Origin of the sequence: Streptomyces sp. NPDC016309 (genome assembly GCF_043077235.1) — a bacterium.
Classification (GTDB): Bacteria; Actinomycetota; Actinomycetes; order Streptomycetales; family Streptomycetaceae; genus Streptomyces.
Map to the genome: position 1 here is coordinate 148,669 of NZ_JBIBSG010000009.1, position 17,838 is coordinate 166,506.

Below are 17,838 nucleotides of genomic sequence, written 5' to 3' on the forward strand. Positions count from 1 at the left end.
GTAAGCGGTCCCTAAAGGATCCGGCCTGCGCCCGTGCCCTGGAGGCCGGGGATCCGGCCGTTGCGGAACAGGTCGACGAAGATCTGGTGGTCGGCGCGGGCCCGGGCGCCGTAGCCGTGCGCGAAGTCCACCAGCAGCTCCCCGAAGCCTTCCTCGTCCGCCGCGATCGCCGCGTCGATGGCCCGCTCGGTGGAGAACGGCACCAGGGAGTGCCCGCTCTCGTCGTCCGCCGCCGCGTGCATGGTGGCCGTCGCCCGGCCGAGGTCGGCGACCGTCGCGGCGATCTCCTCCGGGTCGTCGATGTCCGACCAGTCCAGGTCCACCGCGTACGGCGAGACCTCCGCCACGAGCTGTCCGGAGCCGTCCAGCTCCGTCCAGCCCAGCCACGGGTCGGCGTGGTCCTGGAGGGCGCGCTGCGAGATCACCGTGCGGTGCCCCTCGTGCTGGAAGTAGCCGCGCACCGCCGGGTCGGTCACATGACGGGAGACCGCCGGGGTCTGCGCCTGCTTCATGTAGATCACGACGTCGTTCTCCAGGGCGTCGCTGTTGCCCTCCAGGAGGATGTTGTACGACGGCAGCCCGGCCGACCCGATGCCGATGCCGCGCCGCCCCACCACGTCCTTCACGCGGTACGAGTCGGGGCGGGCCAGGCTCGCCTCCGGAAGCGTCTCCAGGTACCCGTCGAACGCGGCCAGGACCTTGTAGCGGGTCGCGGCGTCCAGTTCGATCGCCCCGCCGCCGGCCGAGAAGCGGCGCTCGAAGTCCCGGATCTCCGTCATGGAGTCCAGCAGCCCGAAGCGGGTCAGCGAGCGGGCGACGCGCAGCGCGTCCAGCAGCGGTCCCTCGGCGCTGTCAAGGGTGAAGGGCGGGACGTCGTCGTCCTTGGCGCCCGTGGCCAGGGAGCGGATCCGCTCCCGGTAGGCGGCGGCGAAGATCCGCACCAGCTCGGTGATCTGCTCGTCGCTGAGCGCCTTGGCGTAGCCGATCAGCGCCAGGGAGGCCGACAGCCGCTTGAGGTCCCAGGTGAAGGGCCCGACGTACGCCTCGTCGAAGTCGTTGACGTTGAAGACCAGCCGGCCGTGGGCGTCCATGTACGTGCCGAAGTTCTCCGCGTGCAGGTCGCCGTGGATCCACACGCGGGCGGTCCGCTCGTCCAGATAGGGCCCGCCGTGCCGCTCCTCGCCGAGGTCGGCGTAGAAGAGGCAGGCCGTGCCCCGGTAGAAGGCGAAGGCCGACCCCGCCATCTTCCGGAACTTGACCCGGAAGGCGGCCGGGTCGGCGGCCAGGAGCTCGCCGAAGGCGGTACCGAAGACGGAGAGGATCTGCTCACCGCGCTCCTCGGCGGTGGGCTGGGGGACCGACATCGCGGGGTGCCTCCTGGTGCTCACGTGCGGATGCGCGCGTGACCGCGCGCATGACAAAGGGGACAGGCCCTCCGTCCCCTCCAACGCGTGACCGTACTCCCGAGTGCCCGGTCGGTGTCAGTGGGGCGACGTAGACTTCCGAGCTGTCCCCATCCCCCGCCCCCCGGAGGCAGCAACCGTGTCGAAGCCGCCGTTCACGCACCTTCACGTGCACACCCAGTACTCGCTGCTGGACGGTGCCGCGCGGCTCAAGGACATGTTCAACGCCTGCAACGAGATGGGCATGACGCACATCGCCATGTCCGACCACGGCAACCTCCACGGGGCGTACGACTTCTTCCACACGGCGAAGAAGTCCGGGGTCACCCCGATCATCGGCATCGAGGCGTACGTCGCCCCCGAGTCGCGCCGCAACAAGCGCAAGATCCAGTGGGGCCAGCCGCACCAGAAGCGGGACGACGTCTCCGGTTCGGGTGGTTACACCCACAAGACGATCTGGGCGGCGAGCGCCACCGGCCTGCACAACCTGTTCCGGCTTTCCTCCGACGCGTACAAGGAGGGCTGGCTCCAGAAGTGGCCGCGCATGGACAAGGAGACCATCGCCCAGTGGTCCGAGGGGCTCATCGCCTCCACCGGCTGCCCCTCCGGCGAGCTCCAGACCAGGCTGCGCCTCGGCCAGTTCGACGAGGCCCTGAAGTCGGCCTCCGAGTACCAGGACATCTTCGGCAAGGACCGCTACTTCCTGGAGCTGATGGACCACGGCATCGAGATCGAGCGCCGGGTCCGCGACGGCCTGCTGGAGATCGGCAAGAAGCTCGGCATCCCGCCCCTGGTCACCAACGACTCGCACTACACCTACGCGCACGAGGCCTCCGCCCATGACGCGCTGCTGTGCATCCAGACCGGCAAGAACCTCTCCGACCCCGACCGCTTCAAGTTCGACGGCACCGGCTACTACCTCAAGTCCACGGACGAGATGTACGCCATCGACTCCTCGGACGCCTGGCAGCAGGGCTGCGCCAACACGCTCCTGGTGGCCGAGCAGATCGACACCGCCGGCATGTTCGAGAAGCGCGACCTCATGCCGAAGTTCGACATCCCCGAGGGGCACACCGAGGTCAGCTGGTTCAAGGAGGAGGTCCAGCGCGGCATGCACCGCCGCTTCCCCGGCGGCATCCCCGAGGACCGGCAGCAGCAGGTCGAGTACGAGATGGACGTCATCATCCAGATGGGGTTCCCGGGGTACTTCCTCGTCGTCGCCGACTTCATCATGTGGGCCAAGAACCAGGGCATCGCGGTCGGCCCCGGCCGTGGCTCCGCGGCCGGCTCGATCGTGGCGTACGCGCTGGGCATCACCGACCTCGACCCCATCCCGCACGGTCTGATCTTCGAGCGCTTCCTCAACCCCGAGCGTGTCTCCATGCCCGACGTCGACATCGACTTCGACGAGCGCAGGCGCGTCGAGGTGATCAGGTACGTGACCGAGAAGTACGGCGAGGACAAGGTCGCCATGATCGGTACGTACGGCACCATCAAGGCCAAGAACGCGATCAAGGACTCCGCGCGCGTGCTGGGCTACCCGTACGCGATGGGCGACCGCATCACCAAGGCGATGCCCGCCGACGTCCTCGGCAAGGGCATCCCGCTCTCCGGCATCACCGACCCCTCCCACCCCCGGTACTCCGAGGCCGGCGAGGTCCGCGGGATGTACGAGAACGAACCGGACGTGAAGAAGGTCATCGACACCGCGCGCGGTGTGGAGGGCCTGGTCCGGCAGATGGGCGTGCACGCCGCCGGCGTGATCATGTCCAGCGAGCCGATCGTCGACCACGTCCCCGTCTGGGTCAGGCACACCGACGGCGTGACCATCACGCAGTGGGACTACCCGAGCTGCGAGTCGCTCGGCCTGCTGAAGATGGACTTCCTGGGCCTCCGCAACCTGACGATCATGGACGACGCCGTCAAGATGGTGAAGGCCAACAAGGGGATCGACATCGATCTCCTGAGCCTGCCGCTCGACGACCCGACGACCTTCGAGCTCCTCCAGCGCGGCGACACCCTCGGCGTCTTCCAGTTCGACGGCGGCCCCATGCGGTCCCTGCTGCGGCTGATGAAGCCCGACAACTTCGAGGACATCTCCGCCGTCTCGGCCCTGTACCGGCCGGGCCCGATGGGCATGAACTCGCACACGAACTACGCGCTGCGCAAGAACGGCCAGCAGGAGATCACCCCGATCCACCCGGAGCTGGAGGAGCCCCTCAGGGAGGTCCTCGGCGTCACCTACGGCCTGATCGTCTACCAGGAGCAGGTGCAGAAGGCCGCCCAGATCATCGCCGGGTACTCGCTCGGCGAGGCCGACATCCTCCGCCGCGTCATGGGCAAGAAGAAGCCCGAGGAGCTGGCCAAGAACTTCGTCCTCTTCCAGGAGGGCGCGAAGAAGAAGGGCTACAGCGACGAGGCGATCCAGGCGCTGTGGGACGTGCTGGTGCCCTTCGCCGGCTACGCCTTCAACAAGGCGCACTCCGCCGCGTACGGACTGGTCTCCTACTGGACGGCGTACCTCAAGGCCAACCACCCCGCCGAGTACATGGCGGCGCTGCTGACCTCGGTCAAGGACGACAAGGACAAGTCGGCCGTCTACCTGAACGAGTGCCGCCGCATGGGCATCAAGGTGCTCCCGCCCAACGTCAACGAGTCGGAGTCGAACTTCGCCGCCCAGGGCGACGACGTCATCCTCTTCGGCCTGTCCGCCGTGCGGAACGTCGGCACGAACGTCGTCGAGTCGATCATCCGGTGCCGCAAGGCCAAGGGGAAGTACAGCTCCTTCCCCGACTTCCTGGACAAGGTCGAGGCGGTCGTCTGCAACAAGCGCACCATCGAGTCGCTCATCAAGGCCGGTGCCTTCGACGAGATGGGCCACACCCGCAAGGGCCTGGTCGCCCACCACGAGCCGATGATCGACAACGTGGTCGCGGTCAAGCGCAAGGAGGCCGAGGGGCAGTTCGACCTCTTCGGCGGCATGGGCGAGGAGACCAGCGACGAGCCCGGCTTCGGGCTGGACGTGGAGTTCTCCGACATCGAGTGGGAGAAGTCCTACCTCCTCGCGCAGGAACGCGAGATGCTCGGCCTGTACGTCTCCGACCACCCGCTCTTCGGCATCGAGCACGTCCTGTCGGACAAGACCGACGCGGCGATCTCCCAGCTCACCGGTGGCGAGCACGCGGACGGCGCGGTCGTCACCATCGGCGGCATCATCTCCGGCCTCCAGCGCAAGATGACCAAGCAGGGCAACGCCTGGGCCATCGCGACCGTCGAGGACCTCGCCGGCTCCATCGAGTGCATGTTCTTCCCGGCGACCTATCAGCTCGTGTCCACCCAGCTCGTCGAGGACACCGTCGTCTTCGTCAAGGGCCGTCTCGACAAGCGCGAGGACGTGCCCCGGCTGGTCGCCATGGAGCTGATGGTCCCCGACCTCTCCTCGGCCGGCACCAACGCCCCCGTCGTGCTCACCATCCCCACGGTGAAGGTCACCCCGCCGATGGTCAGCCGCCTCGGGGAGATCCTCAGCCACCACAAGGGCAACACCGAGGTGCGGATCAAGCTCCAGGGCCCGCGCTCGACCACCGTCCTCCGGCTCGACCGGCACCGCGTCCAGCCCGACCCCGCCCTGTTCGGCGACCTGAAGGTGCTGCTCGGCCCGTCCTGCCTGGCCGGCTGACCGCCGCCCGGCCCTGCCCGGCCGGCCGCCGCCCGGTCCTGCCCGGCCGGCCGAGCGCCGCGGCCCGTCCGCGCGGAAGGGGCGCGCCCGTCGTCACGGGTGCGCCCCTTCCGGCGTGCGCGGCTCGGTCGCGGCCTCAGTTGTGGCCGAACCTCTTCTGCCGGCCCTTGCCGGCCACGTCCGCCGGCGTGACCTGGGCGAGCCGGTGCTCCGCCTGGGCCTCCATCGACGAGCTCTTCGCCTGCTGCGTGCCACGCTCCGCGGGCGACGCCTTCTGACTGCGGTCCGACTTCTTGTTCTTGGCCATGGTGGTGCCTCCGTGGGGTGTAGGGGCCAGGGCCGCTGCCAGACTCACATATGCACATAAAAGGCGCATTTTGGATCATTGCGGACGGTAGTCGGCCGCCGTCGCCGGGGCTCGGCGCGATCCGCCACGCCGATGATCCAGTTCCGGCCGTTAACCCCCCGGCAGTCGGGCAGACTCGAAGGAAACCCGAAGCAACTCCCGATCCCGAGGTTCCCGAAAGAGGGTGGAACACGTGGACCGCTGCGTCGTTCTGGTGGACGCCGGCTACCTGCTGGGAGCCGCCGCCAGCCTTCTCGCCGGAGAACCGGCCCGCTCCCGGATCACCGTCGACCACGCCGCCCTCATCCAGGGCCTGCGCGAACGCGCGGAGGCCGACACGCAGCAGCCCCTGCTCCGGATCTACTGGTTCGACGGTGCCCCCGACCGCGTACCCCAGCCGGAACACCGCCGGCTGCGCGTCATGCCCCGCGTCACCGTCCGCCTGGGCGCCCTGACCCGCAGCGACGGCCGCTGGGCGCAGAAGGGCGTCGACGCCGCCATGCACGCCGAACTCACCGAGCTGGCACGCAACCGCGCCTGCTCCGACATCGTGCTGGTCACCGGCGACGGCGACCTGCTGCCCGGCCTGATGTCCGCCAAGGAACACGGCGTCGCCGTCCACCTCTGGGCCGTCCAGGCCGCCGACGGCGACTACAACCAGTCCGAGGACCTGGTCGCCGAGGCCGACGAACGCCGGGTGCTCGACCGCGAATGGATCATCCGGGCCGTACGGGCCAAGGAGCTCACCGGCCCCTGCTCGCCGCCCCCCGTCCCGCGCCCCGAGATCGCCGCGATCCTCTCCGCCCCGCTGCCCGAGTCGGCGCTCGCCGCCTCCGCCGAACGCGCCGCCGAAGCCGCGGCCGCCGCCGGGGTCAACGGCTCCGCCCCGTCCGTCAACGGCACGCCCGCCGGCAACGGCACGTCCGTCAACGGCCGGACCGTCCACGGCGCGCCGCACCCCGACGGGCGGACCGGCGCCGACCGGACCGGCGCGCCCGGCGCGCCCGGAGCGGGCGGCGCCACCAAGGGCGGCGTCCCCACCCCCAAGGACCTGGCCGCCCTGCACGCCCCCGGGAACCAGACCCCGGGGACCGCCGGCGCGGCCGCACCGCCCGCGAACGCCACCCTCCGCTGGTCCTCCGACCGGGGCTGGGTCGACCGCCCGGGCGGCCCGGTCGGCGAACCGCCCGAGACCGCCTCGCTGCCCACCCTCGCCCAGCTCACCAGCGCCGAGCAGCGGTGGGCCGACCGCGAGGAGGACATCACCACGGTCGGCGGCGACCCCTTCGAGGTGGGCCAGGTCTTCGCCCGGCGCTGGATGGAACGGCTCCCCGACCCGGCCCATGTGCAGAAGCTGTCCACCATGTACCCGCGCATCCCGCACCGCATCGACGGCGAACTGCTGCGGTACGCGGCACGCTTCGGCCTGCTCGCCCACAAGGACGACCAGATCGACGAGCACGACCGGTACGCGATCCGGGCCGGGTTCTGGCGCGAGATCGACGTACGGGCGGCGGCCGAGCACGCCCCCGTGGGCGAATAGGGCAGGGCGACCCTTTAGGCTCATCCCTCGTGAGTACGGTGTGCGTGGTGCGGGAGCTGGTCAAGACGTACCCCGCCACGCGCGGCGGGCGCGGACGGCCCGCGACCCCCGAGGTGCGCGCCACCGACGGGGTGTCCCTGGACGTGCGCGGCGGTGAGGTCTTCGGCCTGCTCGGACCCAACGGCGCCGGCAAGTCCACCCTCGTCCGCCAGCTCACCGGCCTGATGCGCCCCGACTCGGGCACTGTCGAGATGCTCGGCCACGACCTCGTGCGCCACCCCGACCGCGCCGCGCGCCTGATCGGCTACCTCGGGCAGGAGTCCACCGCGCTCGACGAGCTGACCGTCGCGCTCGCCGCCGAGACCACCGGGCGGCTGCGCGGCCTTACCGCCCGGGCCGCCCGGGCCGAGCGGGACGCCGTCCTGGACGAGCTGGGCCTGACCGGGCTGGCCGGGCGGCCGCTGAAGAAGCTGTCCGGCGGGCAGCGCCGGCTCGCCTGTTTCGCGACCGCCCTGGTCGGGGAGCGGCCGGTTCTCGTCCTCGACGAGCCGACCACCGGCATGGACCCCGTCGCACGGCGCGCCGTGTGGGCCGCGGTCGACCGGCGGCGCGAGCGGCACGGCACCACCGTGCTGCTGGTCACCCACAACGTCATCGAGGCCGAGACCGTACTGGACCGGGTGGCCGTGCTGGAGCGTGGCCGGGTCATCGCCTGCGACACCCCGGCCGGCCTCAAGGAACGGGTGGCCGGCGAGGTACGGGTGGAGCTGGTGTGGCGCGAGCGTGCCCCGCTGGAGGTGCCCGAGGTGGCGGCGCTGCGCGGCTCGGCCCAGGAGTCGGGGCGCACCTGGGTGCTGCGGCTGGCGCCGGACGAGGCCCGGGCGGCGGTCGCGGCCGTGACGGGCGGCGCGGCGTTCGCGGCACTGGACGACTTCACGCTGGCGACGCCGAGCCTGGAGGACGTGTACCTCGCGCTGGGCGGCGAGACGAAGGGCCTGGTCAAGGCGTGAAGGGGTCGAGGCGTGAAGGGGTCACGGCATGAACGGCCGGGGCCACGGCAGGAAGGGCCCGGTCACGGCCGGCACGGCCGGAGCGAAGCCCGCGGGCCCGCTCACGGCGTGGCCGGCCGGGAGGCAGGCATGCGGGTCCGGTATCGGCGTGGAAGGCCCGGTCAAGGCGTGAACAGGAGCATCCGTTGAGCATCATGCCCGCACAGGCCGTGCCGTCCGGCGCGGTGGCCGCCGCACCGGCCGGCGCATCCGCCCCGGGCGACGCGGCGCCGCTCGCGCCCCGGGCGCGGCTGCTGCCGGCGCTCGCCGCCGTGTACGGGGCCCAGCTCTCGCGGGCCCGGGTGGCCCGTATCCCGCTGCTGTTCGTGGCGACCTTCCAGTCCGTCGGGATCATGGTGCTGATGCGCGGGGTCGTGGACGGGGGAGCGGAGGCGCGGGCGGTCGTCGCCGGGTCGTCCGTCCTGGTCGTCGCCTTCGTGGCGCTGAACCTGCTCGCCCAGTACTTCGGCCAGCTACGGGCGAGCGGCGGCCTCGACCACTACGCCACGCTGCCCGTGCCGCCCGCGGCGGTGGTGCTGGGCGCGGCCGGTGCGTACGCCTCCTTCACGGTCCCCGGCACGGTGGTGACGGCCGTCACCGGTTCGGTGCTGTTCCAGCTTCCGCTGACCCACCTGTGGATCCTGGCGGCGGTCGTCCCGCTCTCGGGGGCCGCCCTCGCCGGGCTCGGCGCGGCGCTCGGGCTGCTCGCGCCGCGCCAGGAACTGGCCACCCTGCTCGGCCAGCTCGGCATGTCGGCCGCCCTGCTGCTGGGGGTGCTCCCGGCCGGGCGGCTGCCCGAGCCCATCGCGTGGGCGCGCGACCTGCTGCCGTCGACGTACGGGGTGGAGGCGCTCGCGCGGACGTTCGACGCCCGGCCGGACTGGGCGGTCGTCGGGCTGGACCTGGCGGTGTGCGCGGGGGTCGGCGTCGTGTCGCTGGCCGTCGCGACGTGGGCGTACCGGCGGGCGGCGGTCCGGTGAGGCACCGCACCGGGCGGCCTGGCACGATGGCAGGGTGACCGCACCGCTGACTCCGCCCCACCGGCCGTCCCCGCAGGACCCCTCCTGGCCGCCGCCGTACCCCGCCGCCCCCAAGGACACGGACGACGTGCCGGACGCGGCCACGGAGGTGCGCCAGGGCCTGGTCGTCCTGCTGGTGGTCACCCTCGCCGGGATCGCCCTGGGGCTGCTGTGGCTGTGGCTGGCGCCGCGGATCCCGCTGATCTCGGACGGCAAGGCCGTGTTCCTCCGGGAGACCGAGGGCGAGGGCGCGGTCGGCGCGGACGGGACGTTCACCCTGCTGGCGCTCGGTCTCGGGGCGCTCAGCGCGGCGGTCGTCTTCTGGTTCCACCGGCACGGCGGCATCGCGGTGGTGGTCGGGCTCGCCGTGGGCGGGCTGCTGGCGTCGCTGCTCGGCTGGGGCCTCGGCACCCTGCTCGGCCCGGCGCACGACGTGGCGGAGCACGCCCGGGCGGTCGGCGCGGGCGTCACGTTCGACGCGCCGCTGGAGCTCAAGGCGCACGGGGCGGTGCTGGCGTGGCCGGTGGCCGCGATGCTCGTGCACCTCGCGCTGACGGCCCTCTTCGGCCCCCGCGACCCGGAGCCCGACTGGGACCTGCCCCCGCAGCCCTGACACCGCGGCCCCGCCTTCTGATCCGGAAGGTCCGGCGGACACCCGGTCCGGCGGACACCGCATCCGGGACACCCGGTCCGGCGGACGCCGCGTCCGGGACACCGAGCCCCGGGCGCGAGGGGCGTTACGCGCGGCCGATCGGTGCCACCACCGCGCCGGTGAGCGCGGCCAGGTCGGCGGGCGCCAGCTCGACCTCCAGGCCGCGGCGCCCCGCCGAGACGCAGATCGTGGCGTGCTCCGACGCCGACGCGTCCAGCACGGTACGCAGGCGCTTGCGCTGGCCCAGCGGGGAGATGCCGCCCCGGACGTACCCCGTGGTGCGCTCCGCCGCCGCCGGGTCGGCCATGGTGGCGCGCTTGCCGCCCACCGCGGCCGCCAGGGCCTTCAGATCGAGCTGGCCGGCGACCGGGACGACCGCCACGGTCAGCTCGCCGTCCACGTCCGCGACCAGGGTCTTGAACACCCGGTCCGGGGAGACGCCGAGGGCCTCGGCCGCCTCCTCGCCGTACGAGGGCGCGGCGGGGTCGTGGTCGTAGGCGTGGGTCGTGAAGGGCGTGCCCGCGGCCGTGAGGGCCACCGTCGCCGGGGTGCCGCCGGACTGCTTCTTTGACTTCTTCGCCACGTCGGTCGTCGTCTCCCGGTTCAGTTGGGGCTCGTCGGTGCCCGGGTCAGCTCCACCGCCGGCAGCGACGGCAGGTGCCGCAGCACCGCCGTCTCCGCACGCAGCAGGTGCAGTTCCTCCCGCAGCCGCGTCGCCGTGTCCGGCGCCTGGAGGAGCCGCTGCTTGGCCGGGGTGTCGAGCACCGCGGCCGCGGCCACCAGATACGAGACGACCGACGGCTCATCCGGCAGTTCCTGACCGGTCGCCACCGACCGCTCCCGGGCTCCGGCCAGCCGCTTCTGGTAGGCGCGGAACGCCCGCAGGACGCCCTCGGCGAGCGCGCCCGCCCCGTCGCCCTGCTCCTCCTCCAGCTCTTCGAGCTCGGCGGTCAGGTACGGCCCGGTCGCGTCGACCGACAGCAGCTTCACCCGGGTCGTGCCGGTCGCCAGCACTTCGAAGCTGCCGTTCTCCCGTTCCCGGATCGTCGCCGCGTCGGCGATGCAGCCGACCCGGTGGAACGCCTGGATCGGGTCGGGTCCGAAGCCCGCGGCGGGGCCCTTCTCCGGCAGCGCGGTCTGGTCGGGCATCCCGGGCGCGCTGGGCGCGACCTCACGCCCGTCGCGGATCGCCACGACGGCGAAGCGGCGCGGCTCCGACTCGTCGGTCTTCAGCAGCTCGCGCATCATGGCGCGATAACGCTCCTCGAAAACGTTCAGGGGCAGCACGAGGCCCGGGAACAGCACCGCGTTCAGCGGAAAGAGTGGCAGGCGAGCGGTGGTCACAGCGGTCAAGCGTAATGGCCGCCCGAAAGGCCGCGTCCGGCCCGTCCCCGCGAGGGCGCGGCCGGGACCGTCGCGCGGCGCGCCTCGTCGCGCGTCTCGAGGAACCGGCCCAGCGGATCGTCGCTCACCGACGACCACGGGAAGGACGTCGCGTACGGGCCGATCAGCCGGAACTGCTCCAGCGCCGCCGCCCACCGACCCCGCCCCGCCAGCACGTAGACCAGCACGTTGCGCACCTCGGCCGGCCACGGGTCGCCCGGCGCGTACCGCCCGGACAGCTCGACCGCCAGGTCCGCCGCCCGGTCGATCCGCTCCGCCGGCACGCCGCCGTCGTCCCCGGCGACCAGTTGCGCGAACGCCGCCCGCACCGGCAACGCCCGGGTCAGCGAGCCCGGCAGCGCGTCGGCCGCGGCCTGCTCGGCGAAGTCCAGGCACTCGCGGTGCGCGCCACGCCGCTGGGCGGACAGGTACTTCAGCGCGGCCACATGGCACCCGTAGTGGTGCGAGGCCCGGCGCACGGCCTGCTCCCACAGGGACTCGAAGGCGGCGTGCCCGGCCCGGGTCCCGCGCGCGTGGTCCAGCGCCAGGCGCCACGGCACCGGGTCGCGCGGCGCCGCCCCGGCCGCCGCGTCGATCAGCGGTCCGAGCTCACCCAGCCGCTCGGCGCGCGCCGGGGACGCCCACGCCCGGCGCACCGCCACCTCCGCCTCGACCAGCAGCGCGTCCGGGTCGCCGGGTGTGCTCGCCAGCCACCCCGTCAGCCACTCGTCCCGGCAGTGCGCGAAGGCGGCCAGCCGGGTGACGTACCGGTCCCGGCTCTCCCACTCGGCGGCGCCGCGCGTGGTGGCCAGCAGCTTCGCGGCCGGTTCGTGATCCCCCAGCGCGGCGGCGACCAGCGCCGGGGCGAGCCGGTCGTCCGGCGCGTCCAGCAGCACCGCGTGGTCCGGCGGCAGTCCGTCCGGGAGCAGCGCGGTGTGCCCCGCGGCGGTCCGGGAGTGTTCCCCGGGAGGGCACAGCGCGCGGGCGGTGCTGAACAGGGCACGGAGCAAGGACATGGTGCGGACCATTGAAAACCGCAGGTCGGGGCCGCGCCAGAGGGGCTGCTGTGAAGCTTTGGTAGGGGCGGAATGGTTGCACGGACGAATGGCAAGAGAACGTAAAGAAAGCGGTGTACGGGTGTGTCAACTGCGCCTGAGGAGACGGGAAGCACCGGCCGCGACGGTCGTGGCGAGGATCCAGCCGAGCAGGATCAGCACGGCCGACGCCCACTGCCACATGCCGTCCAGCCGCCAGTACCCGTCCTGGCCGAGATCGATCACCGGCAGCAGCAGGTCCAGGGCGTACAGGGCCGCGTTCCAGTTCGGGTGCTCACCCGGTTTGAGGGCCGGCGGATCGGACCGGGAGAAGGCGAACGTCCCCGCGGCCCACAGCACCGCCATCCACAGCGCCGCCCGGCCCGGCCGGTAGCCGTAGGCCACCGTCCAGTCCTGGAGGAAGCCCCACATCTTGGCGGCCAGCGGCAGGGTCTCGCGCCGCCGCCGCTGCTTGGCCAGCAGCACCTCCCGGGCGTCGGCGTCCTCGCCGCTGTTGCGCAGCACCGTCGCCAGCCGCTCGTACGGCTCCGGGGCGAACTCGGGGGTCGCCGCCGCCACCCACTCCAGGCGGCGGGCGAGCGGGAAGTGCCCGTACGGCACCAGGTTCTCGTACACGAACCCGCCCATCGCCAGGCCCCCGGGGCCGGGCCAGCTCGTGGACAGGTCGATCAGCGTCACCACCTTCGCGCCGTTCAGCACCACCCGGCCCTCCTCCGGGCGCTCCCCGTTGAAACGCAGCTCCGGGGTGACGATCCGGCGCAGCGACAGCTCCTCCCGCCGCTCCGACGACAGCAGGAACCGCGCGTGGTGGAAGTCGACCGCGTCCCCGAACCGGCCGTCGTCCAGCCGCACCCCGCCCCGGCACTCGAACGGCTGGATGCGGGTGCCGCGCATCGGCGTGTTGAAGTTGGCCAGCCCCCCGGGCGGTGTGGCGCCCGCCGCGTTCCCCGTCCGGTCGCTGACCCAGGCGTACGTCATGTACAGCGTCCGCTCCACGGTGAGCTGCGGGGCGTTCAGCGCCCGCCGGCCCTCGGCGCCCCGCAGCCGGCTGCCGCGCAGGCTCAGCGACACGCCGACCTTGGCCCCGCGCAGCGAGAACTCGCCGTGCGTCTCGATCAGCTCCGCCGTCAGGTCCTGCGCCACCGACATCCCGTCGGCCACGATCGCCCGGCCGCGCCGGTCCGGGCCCACGTCGATCTGGCTGATCAGCAGATCCGTGCCGATCTGGGCGTCGGTGAGCCGCATCCCCCGGTCCACCCGGCAGCGGGGGAGGTGCAGGTCCCCCTCGGTGTGCAGCCGCGCCGCCTCCAGCCGCGGTATCGCGCACTTGACCATGCGCAGCGTGGTGAACCGCGACTCGGGCAGCACCACCTCGTTCTCGAACCGGCAGCCGTGCAGCTCCACGTACGGAGCGATGGTGCCGCCGGCCAGATCGAGCGTGCCGGTGATCTGCACCCCGCGCAGCTTCAGCGCCGACACCCGCCCGGCCAGCGCCGGCGGCCCGTCCAGCAGCAGCAGCGCCACCTTGTCCGCCCGCACGCTCCGCTCGGGCGGCCAGACGCGCGGCGCGAACGGGTCGTCCAGCAAGCCGTTGCCGGTGCTCAGGTCATAGGTGGCGCCGATCCGGAACGCCTGCCACATCCCCACCTCGGACGGGGTGAGATCGGCCGGCACATCGTCGTCGTGCGGCTCGGTCACTGCCGCCCCCTCCGCTTCCCCTGTTTCGTACGGTTGTTCTTCCCGCTGTGTGACGGACCGAACGCTAACGGTCAGGTGTGACAACAAGACGCCACTGCGACGTGTATCAGCCAGTGATACGGACGCTCGGCCGCGCGATGCCGTCTGCGAGAATTGACCTGTGATCTCACGAATCGATCTGCGCGGCGACGCCCTCCCGAAGGGCGGCGCGCTGCGCGACCTGCTGCCCCGTGCCGAGTTCGACGTGGAAGCCGCCCTGGAGAAGGTGCGGCCCATCTGCGAGGCCGTGCACCATCGCGGGGACGCGGCGCTGATCGACTACGCGGAGAAGTTCGACGGGGTCGTCCTCGACCGGGTGCGGGTTCCGGCCGCCGCGCTCACGCGCGCGCTGGAGGAGCTCGACCCGAAGGTCCGCGCCGCCCTGGAGGAGTCGATCCGGCGGGCCAGGATCGTCCACCGCGAGCAGCGCCGCACCGCGCACACCACCCAGGTGGTGCCCGGCGGCACGGTGACCGAGAAGTGGGTCCCCGTCGAGCGGGTCGGGCTGTACGCGCCCGGCGGCCGCTCCGTCTACCCGTCGTCCGTGATCATGAACGCCGTACCGGCGCAGGAGGCGGGCGTCGAGTCGATCGCCCTCGCCTCCCCGCCGCAGAAGGAGCACGGCGGCCTCCCGCACCCCACCATCCTCGCCGCCTGCGCCCTCCTCGGCGTCGACGAGGTGTACGCGGCCGGAGGCGCCCAGGCCGTCGCCATGTTCGCGTACGGCACCGAGTCCTGCGCCCCCGCCAACATGGTCACCGGCCCCGGCAACATCTGGGTCGCCGCCGCCAAGCGGTACTTCACCGGCCGGATCGGCATCGACACCGAGGCCGGCCCCACGGAGATCGCCGTCCTCGCCGACGACACCGCCGACCCCGCGCACATCGCGGCCGACCTGATCAGCCAGGCCGAGCACGACCCGCTCGCGGCCGCCGTCCTGGTCACCGACTCGCCCGACCTCGCCCGGGCCGTCGAGAAGGAACTGGAGCCGCAGGTCGCCGCCACCCGGCACGTCGAGGACCGGATCGTGCCCGCCCTGCGCGGCAAGCAGTCCGCGATCGTGCTGGTCGACGGCCTGGAGGAGGGCCTGCGGGTCGTCGACGCCTACGGCGCCGAACACCTGGAGATCCAGACCGCCGACGCCGCTGCCGTGGCCCAGCGGGTGCGGAACGCGGGCGCCGTCTTCGTCGGGCCCTGGGCGCCGGTCTCGCTCGGCGACTACTGCGCCGGCTCCAACCACGTCCTGCCGACCGGCGGCTGCGCCTGCCACTCCTCCGGCCTGTCCGTGCAGTCGTTCCTGCGCGGCATCCACATCGTGGACTACACCCGCGACGCGCTCGCCGAGGTGGCCCACCACGTGGTGACCCTCGCCGAGGCGGAGGACCTGCCGGCGCACGGCGCGGCGATCAAGGCCCGGTTCGGGTGGAAGGTGCCGCAGCGGTGACCGGCGGGACCCTCGGCATCGACGACCTGCCCATCCGCGACGAGCTGCGCGGCAAGTCCCCCTACGGCGCGCCGCAGCTCGACGTGCCCGTACGCCTCAACACCAACGAGAACCCGTACCCGCTGCCGGAGCCGCTCGTCGAGCGGATCGCCGAGCGCGTCCGGGAGGCGGCCCGCGGCCTCAACCGCTACCCCGACCGGGACGCCGTCGAACTCCGCACCCGGCTGGCCGCCTACCTCACCCGGACCACCGGGTACGAGGTAGGTCTCGCCCACGTGTGGGCCGCCAACGGCTCCAACGAGGTCCTCCAGCAGCTCCTCCAGACCTTCGCCGGACCCGGCCGCCTCGCGATCGGCTTCGAGCCCTCGTACTCGATGCACGGCCTGATCTCGCGCGGCACCGGCACCGGCTGGATCTCCGGGCCGCGCAACGACGACTTCACCATCGACGTCGACGCGGCGAAGGACGCCATCGCCAGGCACCGGCCCGACGTCGTCTTCATCACCTCCCCCAACAACCCCACCGGCACCGCCGTCGACGCGGAGACCGTGCTGGCGCTGTACGAGGCGGCCCAGGCGGCCAAGCCGTCCGTGGTGGTCGTGGACGAGGCGTACGTGGAGTTCAGCCACCGCCCCTCGCTGCTGTCCCTGATCGAGGGCCGCCCTCACCTCGTGGTCTCCCGCACCATGTCCAAGGCCTTCGGCGCCGCCGGACTGCGTCTGGGCTACCTGGCGGCGCACCCCGCGGTGGTCGACGCCGTCCAGCTCGTACGCCTGCCCTACCACCTGTCGGCCGTCACCCAGGCCACCGCGCTCGCCGCCCTGGAGCACACCGATACGCTGCTGGGGTACGTCGAGCAGCTCAAGACCGAGCGGGACCGGCTGGTCGCCGAGCTGCGCGCCACCGGCTACGAGGTGACCGAGTCCGACGCCAACTTCGTGCAGTTCGGACGCTTCACCGGCGAGGGCGGCGCCCACGCCGTGTGGCAGCGGATCCTCGACCACGGCGTCCTGGTCCGCGACAACGGCGTACCGGGCTGGCTGCGGGTGACCGCCGGCACCCCCGAAGAGAACGACGCGTTCCTGGATGCGGTTCGCGCACTGAAGAAGGAGCAGAGCTCATGAGCCGCGTAGGACGGGTCGAGCGCACCACCAAGGAGACGTCCGTCGTCGTCGAGATAGACCTCGACGGCACCGGCAAGGTCGACGTGTCGACCGGCGTCGGCTTCTACGACCACATGCTGGACCAGCTCGGCCGCCACGGCCTGTTCGACCTCACGGTCAAGACCGACGGCGACCTGCACATCGACTCCCACCACACCATCGAGGACACCGCCCTCGCGCTCGGCGCCGCCTTCAAGCAGGCGCTCGGCGACAAGGTGGGCATCTACCGGTTCGGCAACTGCACCGTGCCGCTGGACGAGTCCCTCGCCCAGGTCACCGTCGACCTCTCCGGCCGCCCCTACCTGGTGCACACCGAGCCGGAGAACATGGCGCCGATGATCGGCTCCTACGACACGACGATGACCCGGCACATCCTGGAGTCGTTCGTCGCCCAGGCCCAGATCGCGCTGCACGTCCACGTCCCGTACGGGCGCAACGCCCACCACATCGTGGAGTGCCAGTTCAAGGCGCTCGCCCGCGCCCTCCGGTACGCCTCGGAGCGCGACCCGCGCGCGGCCGGCATCCTGCCCTCCACGAAGGGCGCGCTGTGACGGGTCTGTCGACCATCCTGATCGTCGTGGGCCTCTTCCTGGCGGGAGGCGTGTACTCCTTCAGCAAGCAGAAGATGCCCCGGGGCGTCATCGTCCTGCTGGCCGTCGCCTCGCTGATGTGCCTGGTGGCGGGCGTCCTGCGGCTCCAGGGAATCTGGGAATGAGTGGCATGAGCACTGCGAAGAAGGTCGTCGTCCTCGACTACGGGTTCGGCAACGTCCGCTCCGCCGAGCGGGCCCTCGCCCACGTCGGCGCCGACGTCGAGATCACCCGCGACTACGACCGGGCCATGAACGCCGACGGGCTCCTCGTCCCCGGCGTCGGCGCGTTCGCCGCCTGCATGGCCGGGCTCAAGGAGGCCCGCGGCGACTGGATCGTCGAGCGCCGCCTGTCCGGCGGCCGCCCCGTCATGGGCATCTGCGTCGGCATGCAGATCCTCTTCGAGCGCGGCATCGAGCACGGCGTGGAGACCGAGGGCCTGGACGAGTGGCCCGGCACGGTCGGCCCGCTGAAGGCCCCCGTCGTCCCCCACATGGGCTGGAACACCGTCGACGCCCCGGAGGACAGCGAGCTGTTCGCCGGCCTCGGCACCGACGCCCGGTTCTACTTCGTGCACTCCTACGCGGTGCACGACTGGAGCCTGGAGGTCACCAACCCCGCCATGCGCGCGCCCAAGGTCACCTGGTCCACGCACGGGGAGCGGTTCGTGGCCGCGGTCGAGAACGGGGCGCTGTGGGCGACCCAGTTCCACCCCGAGAAGTCCGGCGACGCCGGCGCCCAGCTACTGACCAACTGGCTCAACACCTTCTGACCC

General features: G+C 72.4%; 16 protein-coding genes. 10 read left to right on the forward strand and 6 right to left on the reverse strand.

Features of this window, described 5'->3' with window-relative positions:
* Positions 1-11: 11 nt before the first annotated feature.
* A complete protein-coding gene (locus ACF068_RS23200; protein ID WP_392276190.1) occupies positions 12-1,364 on the reverse strand; it encodes a DUF2252 domain-containing protein in 1,353 nt (450 codons plus the stop codon).
* A gap of 178 nt (positions 1,365-1,542) precedes the next feature.
* Here ACF068_RS23200 and dnaE point away from each other — a divergent pair, with 178 nt between their 5' ends.
* Positions 1,543-5,082: a DNA polymerase III subunit alpha gene (gene dnaE / locus ACF068_RS23205; RefSeq protein WP_392276191.1), complete on the forward strand. Its 3,540-nt coding sequence runs from the start codon at positions 1,543-1,545 to the stop codon at positions 5,080-5,082.
* Between the two features lie 136 nt (positions 5,083-5,218).
* Here dnaE and ACF068_RS23210 read toward each other — a convergent pair whose 3' ends face one another.
* Entirely contained in the window at positions 5,219-5,389 is a 171-nt protein-coding gene (locus ACF068_RS23210) for a hypothetical protein (RefSeq protein ID WP_392276192.1), read from the reverse strand.
* 223 nt (positions 5,390-5,612) lie between these two features.
* On the opposite strand from ACF068_RS23210, the gene ACF068_RS23215 reads away from it, so the two are divergent.
* From ACF068_RS23215 to ACF068_RS23230, 4 genes are all read left to right on the forward strand, one after another.
* Entirely contained in the window at positions 5,613-6,971 is a 1,359-nt protein-coding gene (locus ACF068_RS23215; RefSeq protein ID WP_392276193.1) for an NYN domain-containing protein, read from the forward strand.
* Between the two features lie 38 nt (positions 6,972-7,009).
* Entirely contained in the window at positions 7,010-7,981 is a 972-nt protein-coding gene (locus ACF068_RS23220) for an ABC transporter ATP-binding protein (RefSeq protein ID WP_392276420.1), read from the forward strand.
* Between the two features lie 194 nt (positions 7,982-8,175).
* Positions 8,176-9,000 (forward strand): ABC transporter permease, encoded by an 825-nt coding sequence (locus ACF068_RS23225; RefSeq protein WP_392276421.1) that lies wholly within the window; start codon positions 8,176-8,178, stop codon positions 8,998-9,000.
* A 34-nt stretch (positions 9,001-9,034) separates the two neighbouring features.
* Entirely contained in the window at positions 9,035-9,652 is a 618-nt protein-coding gene (locus ACF068_RS23230; RefSeq protein WP_392276194.1) for a DUF2567 domain-containing protein, read from the forward strand.
* A gap of 124 nt (positions 9,653-9,776) precedes the next feature.
* On the opposite strand, the gene ybaK is transcribed toward ACF068_RS23230, so the two are convergent.
* From ybaK to ACF068_RS23250, 4 genes are all read right to left on the reverse strand, one after another.
* A complete protein-coding gene (ybaK, locus tag ACF068_RS23235; protein ID WP_392276195.1) occupies positions 9,777-10,274 on the reverse strand; it encodes a Cys-tRNA(Pro) deacylase in 498 nt (165 codons plus the stop codon).
* Positions 10,275-10,294: 20 nt separating this feature from the next.
* Positions 10,295-11,035, reverse strand: a complete 741-nt coding sequence (locus ACF068_RS23240; protein WP_392276196.1) for an LON peptidase substrate-binding domain-containing protein — start codon at positions 11,033-11,035, stop codon at positions 10,295-10,297.
* A gap of 5 nt (positions 11,036-11,040) precedes the next feature.
* Positions 11,041-12,102 carry a hypothetical protein gene (locus ACF068_RS23245; protein WP_392276197.1) on the reverse strand — a complete coding sequence of 354 codons (1,062 nt, stop codon included), beginning with the start codon at positions 12,100-12,102 and terminating at the stop codon, positions 11,041-11,043.
* A gap of 114 nt (positions 12,103-12,216) precedes the next feature.
* On the reverse strand, positions 12,217-13,827 hold the full coding sequence (locus tag ACF068_RS23250) for an oxidoreductase (protein WP_392276198.1): 1,611 nt from the start codon (positions 13,825-13,827) through the stop codon (positions 12,217-12,219).
* A gap of 160 nt (positions 13,828-13,987) precedes the next feature.
* On the opposite strand from ACF068_RS23250, the gene hisD reads away from it, so the two are divergent.
* From hisD to hisH, 5 genes are read left to right on the forward strand one after another with little or no spacing between them, the layout of a single operon-like run.
* Positions 13,988-15,310, forward strand: coding sequence for a histidinol dehydrogenase (gene hisD, locus ACF068_RS23255; RefSeq protein WP_392276199.1), 1,323 nt, complete (start codon positions 13,988-13,990; stop codon positions 15,308-15,310).
* Positions 15,307-16,434 (forward strand): histidinol-phosphate transaminase, encoded by a 1,128-nt coding sequence (locus ACF068_RS23260; RefSeq protein ID WP_392276200.1) that lies wholly within the window; start codon positions 15,307-15,309, stop codon positions 16,432-16,434. Before hisD ends, ACF068_RS23260 begins: the two co-directional genes overlap by 4 nt.
* A complete protein-coding gene (hisB, locus tag ACF068_RS23265; RefSeq protein WP_030492957.1) occupies positions 16,431-17,024 on the forward strand; it encodes an imidazoleglycerol-phosphate dehydratase HisB in 594 nt (197 codons plus the stop codon). The genes ACF068_RS23260 and hisB overlap by 4 nt, the downstream gene beginning before the upstream one ends.
* Positions 17,021-17,188, forward strand: a complete 168-nt coding sequence (locus ACF068_RS23270) for a hypothetical protein (protein WP_392276201.1) — start codon at positions 17,021-17,023, stop codon at positions 17,186-17,188. Before hisB ends, ACF068_RS23270 begins: the two co-directional genes overlap by 4 nt.
* 5 nt (positions 17,189-17,193) lie before the next feature.
* Positions 17,194-17,835: an imidazole glycerol phosphate synthase subunit HisH gene (hisH, locus tag ACF068_RS23275; RefSeq protein ID WP_392276202.1), complete on the forward strand. Its 642-nt coding sequence runs from the start codon at positions 17,194-17,196 to the stop codon at positions 17,833-17,835.
* The last annotated feature ends 3 nt before the right edge of the window (positions 17,836-17,838 follow it).

Coding starts and splice junctions, on each gene's coding strand:
- hisB (WP_030492957.1), top strand. CDS start 16,431: ATGAGCCGCGTAGGACGGGTCGAGCGCACCACCAAGGAGACGTCCGTC.
- ACF068_RS23210 (WP_392276192.1), bottom strand. CDS start 5,389: ATGGCCAAGAACAAGAAGTCGGACCGCAGTCAGAAGGCGTCGCCCGCG.
- hisH (WP_392276202.1), top strand. CDS start 17,194: ATGAGCACTGCGAAGAAGGTCGTCGTCCTCGACTACGGGTTCGGCAAC.
- ACF068_RS23245 (WP_392276197.1), bottom strand. CDS start 12,102: ATGGTCCGCACCATGTCCTTGCTCCGTGCCCTGTTCAGCACCGCCCGC.
- ACF068_RS23225 (WP_392276421.1), top strand. CDS start 8,176: ATGCCCGCACAGGCCGTGCCGTCCGGCGCGGTGGCCGCCGCACCGGCC.
- ACF068_RS23200 (WP_392276190.1), bottom strand. CDS start 1,364: ATGTCGGTCCCCCAGCCCACCGCCGAGGAGCGCGGTGAGCAGATCCTC.